This window comes from Vibrio sp. Evd11 (assembly GCF_900382755.1).
GTDB classification, from domain to species: Bacteria; Pseudomonadota; Gammaproteobacteria; order Enterobacterales; family Vibrionaceae; genus Vibrio; species Vibrio lentus.
Map to the genome: position 1 here is coordinate 1 of NZ_OSDX01000003.1, position 14,927 is coordinate 14,927.

Sequence of the window (14,927 nt, forward strand, 5' to 3'; positions counted from 1 at the left end):
ATCTTCCTACAGAGGACTTTCACCTCATTAGTTCATGCCCATGCTGGGCGTACACAATCGCATCAACACGATTTACTACACTCGGCATTCTAGGTTTCTTTGGGTTTACCGCATTAAGTGGTAAATTTAAGCTTAATCTGCATGGTAGCAAACGTGTTATGCAGGCGCTGACGGATCCCCTCATAATGTCCCTAGCCCTGCATTGAGTGTCAGCCTTTGATATTCGAACATTCCCCATTGATATTGGGATTCGTTAATTTGATATCGTCGATGATTTCGTACCTCTCTTCCTAGACGAGGTATGGATAGAACTCGGCGGTGTTTAATGCTGTTGGCTTGGAAGTCAAAATGCCATTTGGCTTGTACTGCAATTAGGCCATTCCACCACATCAAGATTTCAGCGAGCAACGTAATACATAGATCGTATGTGACTTTTTACGCACACAACAAACAAAGATTAAGGTGTTACGTAGCCTCCTACAAACATTCCTAGAGTTAACGTTCAAAATAGAGGCGCGCTCTTAATCCGGGGGTGTTGTCTCTTAAGATAAGGTGAGCATGGTGACGCTTTACTACCGCATCAACCAGAGATAACCCTAGGCCATTGCCAAGCTCAGTGCGGCTTTTGTCAGCACGGAACATAGGGCGACAAACATTCATCTTATCGCTGTCTGAAATTCCAATGCCATTGTCTGCCACCGTGACACCAAAATAATCAACCACCACTTCAATTTCTCCCTTTTCAGGCGTGTACTTCACTGCATTTTCAACCAAGTTGAAAACAGCCCTGAACAGTAGGCTTTTATCACCAGATACTTCGCACTCTTGGTCTAAACGACAAACCAATTTTTGCTGTTTCATCTCAGCGATGGGGCTAATAAATTCGATGGCATCTTGGGCTATTTTCCCAAGGCCCACGCGCTCTGTGGCGATCGGTGTTTGGCCGCTATTTAACTTGGTAATCTCTAACATGCTGTTGAACAGAGACAAGATAAGCTCAAGCTCGTCGTGACAAGCAGAAAACTGGTCTTGATGTGCTTCGGTCAGCGTTGGATCTGAAAGCACCTCTTCCAATCGCAATTTCAGTCGAGCCATAGGAGTGCGCATGTCATGTGCCATACCGACCGTTAATGATTTTAAAGACTCTTCATTTTTGGCCATCTGCTCAATCATGAAATTGAGATGGATCGCCAAAATATCAAATTCATCATCTTGCTTAGATACTGGGATTTTTACGCGTTGTTCGCCACACAACACTCGATTCATCGCTTGGTTGACTCTTTCCAAGCGCTTTAAGATAAGTACAGTGAAAAACAGAGCCGCAATCAACATCACAGCGATCGGTAATACTATTCCAGAGAAGACAATGGGAATCAGGGTGTTGCGGTATTCTTCTACCGCTCTTTGGTCAATACCGATAACAAGACGATGCGTATTTCCGACTGGAATATCAGCCGTCTCTGATACGACAGAACTCACAGGGTAAATAGGAACAGTGGCAGGGGTATTTGAGCGTTCGACCAAATGATAGTAAAAGTTGGTGTCAGAGGTCTGTTTAGCGGCCAGTAGCTTCTCAACATCGGCTTTGCTCTGTTTGGCGACATAGCTAAATTCAGAAGATTCATCTTGCAGTTGCTTGACCAATTGTTCTCGATGAAAAGCATCGGAGTCTTTGTATACCTGCCTAATCACGATGACATTAATCACCGTCACCAACACAAACAACCCAACTAAGGTTTTAAATACCGAGGAACGAGTAAGGGAGTAATCATCGACGAAGGACATAACCTGCCCCTCTCACCGTATGAAGTAGATCCGGGCATCCAGCTTCCTCAAGCTTTCTTCTGAGGTTCGCAACATGAACATCGATGACATTGGTTTTCGGATCGAAGTGGTAACTCCAAATCGCTTCAAACAAGCGCATTCTTGATACCACTTGCTCGCTGTGCTCCACGAAATACTGAATCAGTTGAAACTCTTTAGGCTGAAGTTGAAGTTCTTGATTCATGCACATCACACGGTGTGCTCGTAAATCTATTTTTAGGCAATCGTACGCGAGGCCGTTATCGCTAGAGCTTTGACGTTTAGTCCGATTAATAATGATATCAACCCTTGCGATAAGCTCTGCGAGCGCAAAAGGCTTTATCAAATAATCATCACTTCCCGCTTGTAGGCCATTCACGCGATCTTCCACACTGTCCATGGCACTTAAAATCAAAACCGGTAAATTTTCTTCTGTGGCTTTAATGGCAGAAAGCACCTTCATACCATCCAAGTAAGGCAGCATGCGATCAAGAACAACCAGTTGATATTCAGAGCTCAACGCCATCATCAGGCCTTTCTTGCCATCTTCCGCTTGGTCGACCGCATAGCCATGCTCTTCAAGGCCTTTGGCAATAAATTCTCTGGTGGTGGTGTCATCTTCGATGATTAGTATTTTCACTGGTAGCCCTCTTTATCGAAGATAAATTTTATCGCAAACAAAATATTTATCGTCAGAAAAAAGAAAGGCTCGCGTGACTAATGCGAGCCAGATGCAGTTTAGGGGGTAAACGGCAATTCGGTAACTTGATAAATTGGTAACAAAGCTTTATTTCATCAATAACGCTTCAATGACAATATAAATCCACCTGCATTGAGGTTTGATTTCCAATAGATTAACAATAATTAATCTCTGCCAGGTTTCTCGATCAAGCTGCTAAATCTTTCGAACAGAAAGTCCAGAAACAACCGGATACGTTTTGGCTGATACTTCTTGCTGATGTACACCACATTCAAGTCGGCACTGGACACCGACATCGCGGTATTGAAGTTCTTCATGTAGCCGTTAAGTAACGTCACGAGGCGCTGGTTATTGATATCGTCTTGCACATCCAACACTGATTTAAGCGCAATACCCTCGCCTTTTAATGCCCAGTATCGAATCACTTCGCCATCATTCGAGAATCGCTTAGGTACGACCGTGACAGCTTTCTTCATATCATGATCTTGGAAGTGCCAAGTTTTGAGTTCTTCATTGCTGCGGAGCATGGCCAAACAGTCATGTTCTGCTAAGTCTTGTGGCTTTAAAGGCGTTCCATGCTTGGCAAGATATTCCGGTGAGGCACACAACACTCGTCGGCTTGGCGATAAGCGTCTGGAGATAAGGCTACTGTCCACTAAGTCTCCATAGCGGATCACAATGTCCAAGCCCGATTCGGCAATATTCGATAAGTGATCGTCCAAATATAAGTAAGGGATAACATCGGGATATTGCTGACAGAATTCAGACAGGATCGGAAGAATGTACTGCTTACCAATATCCTTCGGCGCCGCTATTTTTAAGGGGCCTTTAACCTCTTTAACGCCATTTTGAATCAGGTTTTCAGCCTCGCTGACATTATCCAATATCTCCAGACACGCCTTGTGATACAGCTCCCCAGAGTCAGTTAAAGACACATGTCTTGTGCTTCGGTTCAGCAATTTCACACCATATCGCTCTTCCAACGCCTGAAGCCTTGCTGTCATGGTCGCAGGAGAAAGCCCTAACTCTCGCCCCGCCGCAGCTAACCCGTGATACTTAACAATGCTTACGAACATCGTCATATCTGAAAACTTGTCCATTCACCTCTCCTACTATTCAGCCAATCCGAATAATGATTTCATATTTTAGCCAATTATCAAATTTAGTCGAATAAATATAATGGCAACCATCAGCAGAACACGCAGGAATTCAGAACATGAACAACGAACTTACAAACCAAGAAAAACACACATTCGTCATCATTGGTGGAACATCAGGTATCGGCAAAGCATTAGCAATGCAATTGAGAAACGAAGACAACACAGTCCACATTGCCAGCCGACACACCGGCGTTGATATCAGTAATGAGAAATCGGTTTGTGAATACTTCGAATCGATTGGTGCATTTGATCACTTGGTGATAACCGCGGGTTCATACGCTCCCGCAGGAAAAGTGACAGACGTTTCTATCGCAGACGCAAAAGCAGCATTTGATACCAAGTTTTGGGGAAGCTTAAACGTAGCCAAGCACGCCGCACGTTACATGACTCCAAACGGCTCAATCACTTTTACCACTGGCATGCTGTCACGCAAAGTCGTTGCAGGCACTTACGTTAAAACCGCGATTAACGCCGCGCTAGAAAGCGTCACAAAAGTGTTAGCAAAAGAACTGTCACCGATTCGAGTCAACGCAGTGAGCCCCGGCTTAACCATGACTGAAGCGTATAAGAACATGGACGATTCCGCTCGTGCAAGCATGTACGACAACGCCAAAAACAACCTACCCGCAGGCAAGGTTGGTGAGCCTTCAGAGATAGCCATGGGTTACCTGTTCGCAATTAATAACCCATACGTAACTGGGTCAATCATCGATATCGACGGCGGCGCTTTACTCGGCTAACACTCCGCAAAGAAGCAAAGAAGCAAAGAAGCAAAGAACAATCGTTAGGGCGTGTATCTAAGCGTCCTAACAAACAAGAATTAACACAGGTACTTCATTATGAAATCAGAAGCGATCCATAAAGAAAAGATCCCATTCCAAGTTTGGATACTGACACTCGCAGCGTTTGCAATCGGCACGGCTGAGTTTGTTATCGCAGGCATCCTTCCACAAATCGCCACATCCCTTTCGATCACCGAAGGTCAAGCTGGCTACCTAATCAGTGCCTACGCGTTGGCTATCGTTATCGGTGGACCGATCTTAACCATCTACCTTGCTCGCTTTAACAAGAAGATGGTGCTGATTGGCTTAATGGCACTGTTCATCATCGGTAACGTGTTGTCGGCCTTAGCGCCAAGCTACCCATTGCTGCTGGCAAGTCGCGTTATCGCAGGCTTGGTTCAAGGTCCTTTCTATGGCATAGGTGCAGTTGTCGCAACCAACTTAGTGTCTGAAAAAATGGCAGGTCGTGCCGTTGGCCAAATGTTCGCAGGCTTAACACTCGCTAACGTTCTTGGCGTTCCAGCTGGTACATGGGTCAGCTTGCAATTCGGCTGGCACACCACTTTCTTTACCGTGGCAGCACTTGGCACTATCGCGATGCTTGCCATTTTGACTTCGATTAAATCGGCCGGTCACAGTGAAGCGAAAGACATCAAAACTCAGCTTCTAGCGTTCAAAAATCCAATGTTACTGATCAGCTTAGCGATCACCGCTTTTGCTTGGTCTGGCTTCATGACGCTTTACGGCTACCTTGCGCCAATCGCCATGCACATCACAGGTTACAGTCAAGAATCCGTAACTTGGATCTTAGTGATAGTGGGTGTTGGCTTAATCATCGGTAACACCTTGGGCGGACGCTCTTCAGATAAAAACCTAGGCAAAGCTTCAATGTTTTGGGCTGTCGCAATGATCGTGTCATTGGTGGTGGTTGGCCTAGTGGTAGACAACAAAATCCTCTTCGTTGCCGCTGCATTTGTCTTTGGTATTGCATCATTTGCGAACGTTCCTGCCATGCAGCTTCGAGTAATGAACCACGGTGGCGAAGGGCAAGAGCTAGCAGCAACCGCGAATATCTCAGCGTTTAACTTAGCCAATGCCTTCGGTGGGTTCCTTGGCGGCATGGTACTCGACAGCCAGCTAGGTGCAGGAATGATTCCATTCGCAGCCGTTGTTGTCCCTGTTATTGGTTTACTGCTTATCGCGAAAGCCAACAAAGCTGAAAAACCACAAAGCAACTCAATCTTCAGCCCTGCGGAATCGAAATAGTGACCACCGCACGCTAAATCAATCAACACATGACCGACACAAGGTAAATACCATGAGAAAATTATTCGAAACAACAGAACTCAAAGATCTAGAACTACAAAACCGTGTGGTTATGGCTCCCATGACACGCGCTCGCACTAGCCAACCTGGAAACGTGCCAAACGACATGATGGCGACTTATTACAAACAACGAGCAAGTGCAGGGCTAATCATCACTGAAGCCACACAGATTTCAGATGACTCTCAAGGTTACTCATTCACACCCGGTGTTTATACCGATGCACAAATCGAAGGTTGGAAATCAGTAACAACAGCAGCCAAAGCACAAGGTGCCGCGATATTCTGCCAACTATGGCACGTAGGCCGAGTATCACACCCTACCTTTCAAAAAGGCGAGTTGCCGATTGCACCTTCAGCATTAGCGCCAATAGAAACTCAGGTTTGGATCTCTGATGAAAATGGTAACGGCAACATGGTGGATTGCATCCAACCAAGAGAGATGAACCAAGCAGACATCGATCGTGTGGTTCAAGATTTTGCGAACTCAGCGAAGAAAGCCGTCGAGGCAGGGTTCAACGGAGTGGAAATCCACGGTGGTAATGGTTACCTCATCGATCAATTCCTAAGAACCAATTCAAATAAGCGCACCGACAACTATGGTGGCAATCGTGAGAACCGACTTCGCTTTCTAATTGAAGTCGTGGATGCGGTAATTGAAGCGATTGGTGCTGACAAAGTAGGCGTACGTTTAGCTCCCTTTATCACCTTCAAAGACATGAACTGCCCAGACATCGTGCCAACGATTTTAGAAGCGTCAAAGGAACTGCAAGCTCGTAATATCGCTTATCTTCACCTATCAGAAGCCGATTGGGATGACGCGCCAATTATTCCTGAAAGCTTCCGTGTCGAACTGAGAGAGTTGTTCTCTAACACCATCATCGTCGCTGGCAGCTACACACCAGAACGCGCCGAAGAAGTATTGAGTAAAGGCTACGCCGATCTCGTCGCATTTGGTCGCCCATTCGTTGCGAATCCAGATCTCGTTTCACGCCTACAAAACGGCCGTGAACTATCCAATCTCGACGGCGCCACTCTGTTCGGCGGCAACGAAAAAGGCTACATCGATTACCCAGCGTTGTAGTGAATTTGGAGGAGATAATGGTTTCTAACCACTAAAAACATTTCCGACAGGCAAAAGAAAGGCTCGCATGACTAGTGCGAGCCTTATGCAGTTTAGGGGGTAAACCACAATCTAGTTTAATCTTAAGATTAATTATTTAACTTATGAGCCATTATGCACTTGTGCGCATTGATATTCTATTTTTAAATGATTCACTGCAATTAATCAATCGATAAAAGTTAGAGTTTGGTCAATTTAAACCATACAGATTGAAATAATTTAGCGATCTACATCTCGAAAATTATCACAAATCCCATAAAAATCAGATCTATAGGCTTCTCATTTGCCAGTAACCTTCGCCATTGGTCGCGAGTTGACTGTGTAAGTAATCCAGAGTGTCAGCCACCGTTCCAGCAATACCTTGTGGTGGATTGAACAACAGTAAACCACTACCGATTAGGCGATCATCTCCTTTCGGGTCTCGAAGGCGAAGCTCCGACTTAATTGGGCTTGGTAGCAATCCATCTTTCACTGCGGTCACACAGTGGTTCAGAATCAGTGAGCTCTTGTCGTCCGTGTAAAGTGGGTACCAAATTAGTGCAGATACCTTTTCAGATTGCTGATACGCCTTAACCAAGGCATCAATCACCGCGAGATATTCAGAATCGGTTTCGTAAGGCGGGTCAATAACAATCAGATGGTGGCTGTCGTGTTTAGCTACATCATCAGGTAACGCTTTAAGCCCATCACCGGCGCTAATCGTAAGCTTGCTCGAAATATCCAGGTTACATTGTAACTTCTCGATATTGGTTTGTAGTAAATCAGCTTCATCTTGCTGAATGTCTGAAAAATAGAAGCTATCTTGGCTGCGACCTTGTTGGTAAGTGATGGCGGCAGAACCCGGATACAAAGAGATAAGTTGATTCGGATTGTAGTATTCAAGAACCGACATAAAAGAAGCGAACGCCGGAGGAAGATAAGCCTTATTTCGCCACAAGTACCCGACCCCTTCTGCAAACTCACCTGCGTGATTGCTTGGTGCGGTGGTTAGGTCATAACACCCTGTACCTGAGTGCGTGTCGATAACATTGAGGCGCGAATGCTGCTGCATTAATGACTGAACCAGTGCACTCAATACTGGATGCTTTAGCGCATCACCATGGTCGCCTACGTGACATTGATGTCGATATTCCATTCCTTTGCCTCATTTCTACTAACGTCATCTAAACATACTTCATATCATGGGGGCTTGCCTGCTGAATCCATCGTTTTTTGAAATAGGCTCTCTTTTCTGTAACTGTTTGACTCTTATAAAAAATAAAGCCCCTAGTTTTGTTATAAACGAAGGGCTTTATTGAAGTTACTGACTAAGTCGTCTTGTGAACGAATAGATAACCTAAGGGTACTCACCCTCAACTTCTACTGGCGCTTTCACTTGGTAGTGACAAGGCTGTAGACCAAGTAGCTTAGGTAGGGTGATGCCGACAGAAACAGAAGACCACGTACCGCTGACAATGCCGACAACCAATGCAATCGCAAAACCTTGCAACGCAGAGCCACCAAGTAACCAAAGCGCCGATACGGTGATCAAAGTCGTTCCTGAGGTCACCATGGTGCGTGAGAAGGTCGCTTTAACCGATTCGTTAAGCAGATTGTCTGTTTCACCGTTTGGATTGCCACGCAGCATTTCACGTACACGGTCGGCAATGATGATCGAGTCATTCAATGAGTAACCAAGAATCGCTAATACGGCCGCCAATACCGTCAGGTTGAACTCAAACTGAGTAAAAGCGAACAAGCCCAAGATGAGCGTGACGTCATAGATGATCGCGGCAAGCGCACCGAGTGCCAAACGCCACTCAAATCGTACACTCAGATACAGCATGATCATCAAGAAACACACCAATACCGCCAAGCCACCTTGGTCAACCATGTCTTGACCTACTTGAGGGCCAACCACACTGCTGTTGAGCACTTTTACTTGGTCGCTGACCGTCGTCAAAGCATCCACTAAATTCGGTTGTGGAGCGTCGGTCAGCTGACTGTAACGAATCGTCCAACGATCCTGCTCTGCCATACCAACCACTTGCACGTCTTGTTGGAAAGCTGTATCGAGTTTTGTTTTTAACGCGTCTTTAGTTACCTGATCCGAGAGCTGAACTTCGGCAACCACACCGCCTGTAAAGTCCAAACCCCAGTTAAAGCCTTTCACTGCCACTAGCATCACAGAGCTCATGAACAGCACAATAGAGATCATAGACATCACCTTACGAAGGCGAGTCATATTGCTGTCTGTAATATAGCGGTCTGCAATATTGCTGTTTGAATTAATCATTTTTGAAGTACTCATGCTTAAATCCTTACATCGTGGCGTTGGTCACGCCCCCAAACCAAGTTGATGATTGCTCGTGAAGCAAAAATGCCCGTAAACATACTGGTTAGAAGACCTAAGCCCAGTGTCAGAGCGAAGCCCTGAATCGGTCCATTACCAATGGTATACAGAGCCACAGCAACAATCATGGTGGTGACGTTAGCATCAAAAATAGACGAGAATGCGCTATCGAAACCACGATCGATAGAGCTAGCAAAGCTGCGTCCTTCTTTCATCTTGTCTCTAATGCGCTCGAAGATAAGCACGTTGGTGTCCACCGCCATACCGACCGTCAGAACTAAACCCGCAATACCCGGCAGAGTTAATACCGCACCCGGTAGTAACGCAATCAAACCAAACAATGTGGTCATGTTCACAACCAATGCACAGTTCGCGACCCAACCTAAGCGGCGATACCATAGCGCCATAAACGTCAGAGTAAGACCAAGGCCAAGCGCCAGAGCAGCAAAGCCGTTGGTTACGTTTTCTGCACCCAGAGACGGGCCAATGGTACGTTCTTCAATGATGGTCACTGGCGCAGTCAATGACCCCGCACGCAGCAGTAACGCAAGCTCTTGCGCGTCAGCCAAGCTGCCAGCACCCGTGATTCTGAAACGGCTACCCAGTTGAGACTGAATGTTTGCCACACTAATCACTTCACTGTCTTGCTTGCTGTTACCCGCTCTATCACGGCTGTATTCGCTGTACACCGTTGCCATTGGCTTGCCGATGTTATGACGTGAGAACTCAGACATCTTCTTACCACCAGAAGAATCTAGGGTAATGTTTACTTCTGCGCTGCCCATCTCACCAATACCGCTGCGAGCATCGATAATGTGTTCACCACTCAACACGGCTTTGCGAGCAACAACGACACGGTTGCCATCTGAATCTTTCAGTGTTTGAGTATTGCGAGTTGCATTGTCGTACACCGAATAGAACGCCAATGAAGCCGTAGCACCAATCACGTCTTTCGCCGCTGCAGGATCTTGTACACCTGGCAATTCAATACGAATACGGCTTTCACCTTGGCGTTGAATCGATGCTTCTGTGATGCCTAATTCTTCAATGCGGCTGCGCATGATTTGCAGGTTTTGTTGAACTGTTAGGTTGCGTAGCGTTCTTTGTTCTTCTTCAGACTGAGTTAACGTTAACGACTTGTCTGAGCGGTTACGTAGCCATTGTGGGAACTCTTGACGAATCAGCTTCTGTGCTTTTTCGAAATCGGCGTCGGTACGGAAATCAAACTGAACTTGGTTGTTGACCACTTTACCGCGGGCATAACGCACTTCGCTGGTGACCTCGTCGACCATCGCTTGAGCTTGCGCGTGATAAACCGGTTCCATGTCCACTTCTAATAAGAACTGCACACCACCACGTAAATCAAGGCCTAACTGAATCGGCGCAAAGCCCATGTCAGTCAACCATTTTGGTGCTGCTGGCTCCATCGCTAAGGCAACCGTCGCGTTATCCAATAGATGTTCATTCAGCACCTCTTTGGCTTTCGCTTGCTGCTCTGCATCTTCTAAGATCACCACTAAGCGTTTGTCTTTTTGAAAGGCTGATTTGGCTTGAATACCCTCGCTAGCAAGGTATTGAGTAATTTGAGTGGCGTCGATTGTCTGTTCAGAACGATTGCTGATTTGAACCGATGCATTCTCACCAAACCAAGAAGGTAGAGCACTCAGAATCATGATGATAATGGTGGCAATAAGCACCACGTATTTCCACTTTGAGTAGTGGTTAATTTGTTTTCTTGGAATGCGTTTTTTCACAGTCAAGATCTCTTCTTTTTACCAATCATCGTAAACACGTGCTCAAAAATAGCGCCGGAAAAAGCAGTGGCCGAGCATTTTAACCCGCTAGGGTGACCTGTTATTTACTACGATTGGTACAACTAATGTTTTGCGAACACGAGCGATGACTAGCCACAACCACAACCAATTGATTGAGTAGTAATGCTAAAAATGGTGTGTCGCTATATTTGATTAATGGGCGAGTTCAACGGGCACAAAGTGACCACCGATACGACCAATTTAGGGTCAAACGATTAGCTAAGAAGTTCTCGGAAATGCGAGTATTGGATATTGCCCTCTTTCCACCCAGAAAGCCGGGAGGACGGAGAACTCACAATGCTGGTCCAGTGCTGCTTGGAATCCAACAACGGCGTGTTGAAGAGCAGAGAAGCCAATATTGAAGGAGGAGAGAAATCGATCAATAGATGATAAGCAGGCTCAAGATCGGCCACGCTTTCTTGCTCGTTGCTGAGCATACGTCTAAAGGTTACCGCTTGGAGACTCGATTCAGTGTCGTGATAGTTGGAACTATCACCTAAAGACACAGTGTCAAACTGAACCTGATCGCATTCCATGTAGCTCGACGGGTTATCCGTAGCGGCTTGTTTACACTGTTTTTTCGCGGAAGATTGTTCATTCTGCGAAGACTGCTCTTGAGCGGAGTGGATTTGGAATGGCTTAGAAGGAAACGAATAGCCGTTAGAATTCACTAAGCCAAAGCTCAGTAAAAACAACATTAAGACTAATCGGGTACCCAGTTTAAGCAATCTAATATCCAAACAACATTCTCATAGATCGCCAATCTACAATACAAATGAAACGCTGTCTTGATTTAAAACATTTTTTTAGAAAATGATTCGATGCAACCGATTAAGCGCTCTCGCAATTTAGATTTACATAGATCTAAAAGTACTTAACAACAGGTGATGTATAGATGTTACGAATGGTAGAAACAAGAAAGCCAAGCGGTGCTCGCTTGGCTTTGGTTAAGTATTTTTTTAGCTTTAGGCTTTAGGCTTTAGGCTTTAGGACGCATGATGTTCTTAACCTTACGGCTATTTTCACCAAAGATGCGTTGTACTAGCGCATTCATCTCTTCTACAGAGACCGATCTCGCCACTCGTTCTACTTGAGACAAAGCTTCGATACCGTAGCCATGGAGCAGATAACGAGACACATACCACGCTTGGTCGATAGAGCTCTTCTCTAGAGGCGTGAAATCAGCTTCGAACTGTTTCACGACCGCTCGCATTTCCTCTTCAGAGACACCTTGCAGAAGGTCAGTAATCACCTTATCGATCGCCACTTCGACTTGATCAACGTTCTCCGGCGCTACCATCGCCCCGATAACCCACTCATAGCTCGGTTCGCTATCTAATAACTTTGCATACGTGTATGGCGAGTAATCTAAGCTCAACTCTTCACGAATATAAGTATCTAAACGAGCCGCCAGCAAGCGTTGCAGTAAGTCTTCCATGAAAACATCTTTTGCCGACATTTTAACTTCAATATTAGGCTCAGAGATAACTCTTAGGACGTACTCTGCGCTATTCACATTGTTGATCGCCAAATCAATGCGTGACTCAGTTGGCTGCTTGTAAGCCACCTTAAAGTCAGGAACCTCGGCTTTTTCTAATGGAATCGAAGCCAAGTATTGCTGAACCAAAGGCTTTAATTCACTTGGGTCGATATCACCTACTATCACCAATTGGTTATGTCTCAATTGACCAAACAGTTGCTGATGAAGATGACTAAGATCTTCCACAGAAACCGCTTCAACACGCTCTTTATCAACAAGATGATGACCACTTTCCTGACGATAAATATTGTGGTTTACCGCTCGTTCAAATTGGCCAACAGGGCTGCTCAAGAAAGATTCTCGACCCTGTACAAACTCCTGCTTAACGGCCTCTAATTGCTCGGGGACAATTTTAGGCGCAGTGATGAAGGTATAAAGCGCAGCAAACGTATCTTTAAGCCCATCTTTATTAATATTAAATTCAATACCATGGCGGGTGTTGCCAATAAAGGAATCGGCTCGAATATCTTCACGATCAAAATACGCTAAAAGCTCAGAACCCGTAAATTCACCAACACCACTTCGAGCGAAGGTAGGTAACGCAACTTCAACGGCTGGGTATAAGCTCGGATCCAAAGCGGCTTTTCCACCGAGGCTCATGTACATCACACCAACATCATCGCCAGCAAGATAATCGCGCAGATACCACATGTCGATACCATTGCTTAGCGTCCACTTTTGGATGTATGGGTCTACGGACATTTGTTCAGCAAGCACAACCTCGCCTTGCGAACTAGGTACAGCAAAGGCACTTGCTGTACCAATAGTAAGCGGTGGAACTCCCGCCTCGCTATACGTGGCTTTTAAACTATCTAGAGAGTTGATGATCGCTGTTCTGTCTTCGGAGTCATCTATACCAATAACAAGGAAGTAATCATCAGAAAGTAGATTTTTGATGTTGTCGTTAATCACTTCAAGGCTCAAGTTAGCAATGAAGGCTTCCAAACTGACTTGGTAGTCTTTCTGTGATTGGACAATTCGATCAGTGACTAACGCTCTCGCTTTGTAGTTCGCGTGTTCAACGCTGTCCATTTCATCCCAGTCATGCTCGATGTTATCCAGCAAGTCTTGGTAGTAGTGCTGCTCGCCAACGATATCCGTTTCCGAAACGCCAAAATCACGCAATGATGCCAATGTAGAAAGCAGATCTTGTTGAATCACTTCACGACCGCCAGCCGGAAACCCAACACTTATTGAAGAATAGTGCAGAGCACCCATTCGATAGCCATCAGACGCTATCCATTGAGTCGGCAGCGCTGCATCATTGAATACTGCTTCTAATCGTTGTCGAATCAATTGTTGAGCGGTTTCATCCAACCAGCGTTGATGCTGCTGAGCATGATTTTCAACTCTATCTAAACCTCGGTTAAACGTCAGAGTGATGCTTGGCGCTTCTCTTCCTGCGTACTCAACATAATCATCTTCATTGAACGAGGTCACTTTCTGTTTTTCTGGTCTCGGCGTGTCGCCACGCTCCCAGTTCGAAAACTTCTCTTCAATGAGTGGAATCACGGTTTTGATATCCACATCACCAGAAACGACCAGTTCAACTATTTGAGGTTGATACCAAGTCTGATAGAAGTTGCTGATGCCTTGAGGGGTAGCATTCACAATCGACGGCTTAGTGCCTAATGCATCTTGCGATTCATACGGGCCGCCTTCAATGAAGTGGTCAAAGAATTTCTCTCCGAATGACTTATCATCGAGGCGAGCCATACGAAACTCGCCAAGAACCACGCCTTTCTCTTTTTCAACTTCTGAACTTGATAGATCCAGACCGTCACCAATGTCACGCATCCACGTCAGGGCAGACTGCAATTGGATGTTATCTGGCAAATCTAACTGGTATACCGTCTCTTCATAAGAGGTGTAAGCATTAATATCAGCGCCAAAGCTAGCGCCTGCATCTTCAAATAAGCGAATCACGTCATTTTCAGAGAAATTGGTACTGCCATTGAATGCCATGTGTTCCAAGAAGTGCGCATAGCCTTCTTGTTGAGAAGTCTCTTGAATAGAGCCCGCGTGCACGACTAAACGAACAGATACGGATTCTTCATGATCTGGATAAACATGGTAGGTAAGGCCATTTTCTAGCTGGCCTGATGTCCATGCCGGATCCGGCTGGATTAAGGTTTCGGTGATACTTGATGTTGAACTACAGCCAACTAAGGTGAGGCATACTGCCGCCGCTAAATAATATGTTTTCATAACAACCTCTTAATGTCATTCATCGACAATATACAGATTGAGCTAACGATTATTATTTAATATTTAACCCGATGAATATCTTTGTGATTTTGATCTACATTTTATAAATCACCATGCGATTTGCGAGATCGTTACATACTTT

Annotated in this window: 11 protein-coding genes and 1 pseudogene; 3 read left to right on the forward strand and 9 right to left on the reverse strand. The window is 45.4% G+C overall.

Annotation, left to right across the window (positions count from 1 at the left end; translation table 11 throughout):
* Positions 1–180 precede the first annotated feature (180 nt).
* The 4 genes and pseudogenes from ED652_RS23920 to ED652_RS01605 all read right to left on the reverse strand — a co-directional run.
* Positions 181–420, reverse strand: a pseudogene (locus ED652_RS23920) (transposase); the annotation flags it as partial.
* Between the two features lie 75 nt (positions 421–495).
* Positions 496–1,785 carry a HAMP domain-containing sensor histidine kinase gene (locus ED652_RS01595; RefSeq protein ID WP_122053273.1) on the reverse strand — a complete coding sequence of 430 codons (1,290 nt, stop codon included), beginning with the start codon at positions 1,783–1,785 and terminating at the stop codon, positions 496–498.
* Positions 1,769–2,443 carry a response regulator transcription factor gene (locus ED652_RS01600; protein ID WP_076674670.1) on the reverse strand — a complete coding sequence of 225 codons (675 nt, stop codon included), beginning with the start codon at positions 2,441–2,443 and terminating at the stop codon, positions 1,769–1,771. Before ED652_RS01600 ends, ED652_RS01595 begins: the two co-directional genes overlap by 17 nt.
* A gap of 224 nt (positions 2,444–2,667) precedes the next feature.
* On the reverse strand, positions 2,668–3,603 hold the full coding sequence (locus ED652_RS01605) for a LysR family transcriptional regulator (RefSeq protein ID WP_122053274.1): 936 nt from the start codon (positions 3,601–3,603) through the stop codon (positions 2,668–2,670).
* 116 nt (positions 3,604–3,719) lie between these two features.
* Between ED652_RS01605 and ED652_RS01610 the strand changes: the two genes are divergently transcribed.
* The 3 genes from ED652_RS01610 (at position 3,720) to ED652_RS01620 (ending at position 6,852) form a co-directional block, all read left to right on the forward strand.
* Positions 3,720–4,403 carry an SDR family oxidoreductase gene (locus ED652_RS01610; protein WP_122053275.1) on the forward strand — a complete coding sequence of 228 codons (684 nt, stop codon included), beginning with the start codon at positions 3,720–3,722 and terminating at the stop codon, positions 4,401–4,403.
* Between the two features lie 99 nt (positions 4,404–4,502).
* Positions 4,503–5,711, forward strand: a complete 1,209-nt coding sequence (locus tag ED652_RS01615; protein ID WP_122053276.1) for an MFS transporter — start codon at positions 4,503–4,505, stop codon at positions 5,709–5,711.
* A gap of 52 nt (positions 5,712–5,763) precedes the next feature.
* Complete coding sequence (locus ED652_RS01620) at positions 5,764–6,852, forward strand: alkene reductase (protein ID WP_122053277.1); 1,089 nt, start codon at positions 5,764–5,766, stop codon at positions 6,850–6,852.
* A 307-nt stretch (positions 6,853–7,159) separates the two neighbouring features.
* Here the strand turns inward: ED652_RS01620 and rlmJ are convergent, their stop codons facing one another.
* From rlmJ to ED652_RS01645, 5 genes are all read right to left on the reverse strand, one after another.
* On the reverse strand, positions 7,160–8,026 hold the full coding sequence (rlmJ, locus tag ED652_RS01625) for a 23S rRNA (adenine(2030)-N(6))-methyltransferase RlmJ (RefSeq protein ID WP_122053278.1): 867 nt from the start codon (positions 8,024–8,026) through the stop codon (positions 7,160–7,162).
* Between the two features lie 201 nt (positions 8,027–8,227).
* Positions 8,228–9,181 (reverse strand): protein translocase subunit SecF, encoded by a 954-nt coding sequence (secF, locus tag ED652_RS01630; protein WP_122053279.1) that lies wholly within the window; start codon positions 9,179–9,181, stop codon positions 8,228–8,230.
* 2 nt (positions 9,182–9,183) lie between these two features.
* Positions 9,184–10,983, reverse strand: a complete 1,800-nt coding sequence (secD, locus tag ED652_RS01635; protein ID WP_122053280.1) for a protein translocase subunit SecD — start codon at positions 10,981–10,983, stop codon at positions 9,184–9,186.
* Positions 10,984–11,252: 269 nt separating this feature from the next.
* Complete coding sequence (locus ED652_RS01640) at positions 11,253–11,735, reverse strand: hypothetical protein (RefSeq protein WP_102464906.1); 483 nt, start codon at positions 11,733–11,735, stop codon at positions 11,253–11,255.
* A gap of 281 nt (positions 11,736–12,016) precedes the next feature.
* Positions 12,017–14,785, reverse strand: a complete 2,769-nt coding sequence (locus ED652_RS01645; protein WP_122053281.1) for a pitrilysin family protein — start codon at positions 14,783–14,785, stop codon at positions 12,017–12,019.
* Positions 14,786–14,927: the final 142 nt, after the last annotated feature.

Coding starts and splice junctions, on each gene's coding strand:
- rlmJ (WP_122053278.1), bottom strand. CDS start 8,026: ATGGAATATCGACATCAATGTCACGTAGGCGACCATGGTGATGCGCTA.
- ED652_RS01615 (WP_122053276.1), top strand. CDS start 4,503: ATGAAATCAGAAGCGATCCATAAAGAAAAGATCCCATTCCAAGTTTGG.
- ED652_RS01620 (WP_122053277.1), top strand. CDS start 5,764: ATGAGAAAATTATTCGAAACAACAGAACTCAAAGATCTAGAACTACAA.
- ED652_RS01605 (WP_122053274.1), bottom strand. CDS start 3,603: ATGGACAAGTTTTCAGATATGACGATGTTCGTAAGCATTGTTAAGTAT.
- ED652_RS01610 (WP_122053275.1), top strand. CDS start 3,720: ATGAACAACGAACTTACAAACCAAGAAAAACACACATTCGTCATCATT.
- secF (WP_122053279.1), bottom strand. CDS start 9,181: ATGAGTACTTCAAAAATGATTAATTCAAACAGCAATATTGCAGACCGC.
- ED652_RS01640 (WP_102464906.1), bottom strand. CDS start 11,735: ATGTTGTTTTTACTGAGCTTTGGCTTAGTGAATTCTAACGGCTATTCG.
- ED652_RS01645 (WP_122053281.1), bottom strand. CDS start 14,785: ATGAAAACATATTATTTAGCGGCGGCAGTATGCCTCACCTTAGTTGGC.
- ED652_RS01595 (WP_122053273.1), bottom strand. CDS start 1,785: ATGTCCTTCGTCGATGATTACTCCCTTACTCGTTCCTCGGTATTTAAA.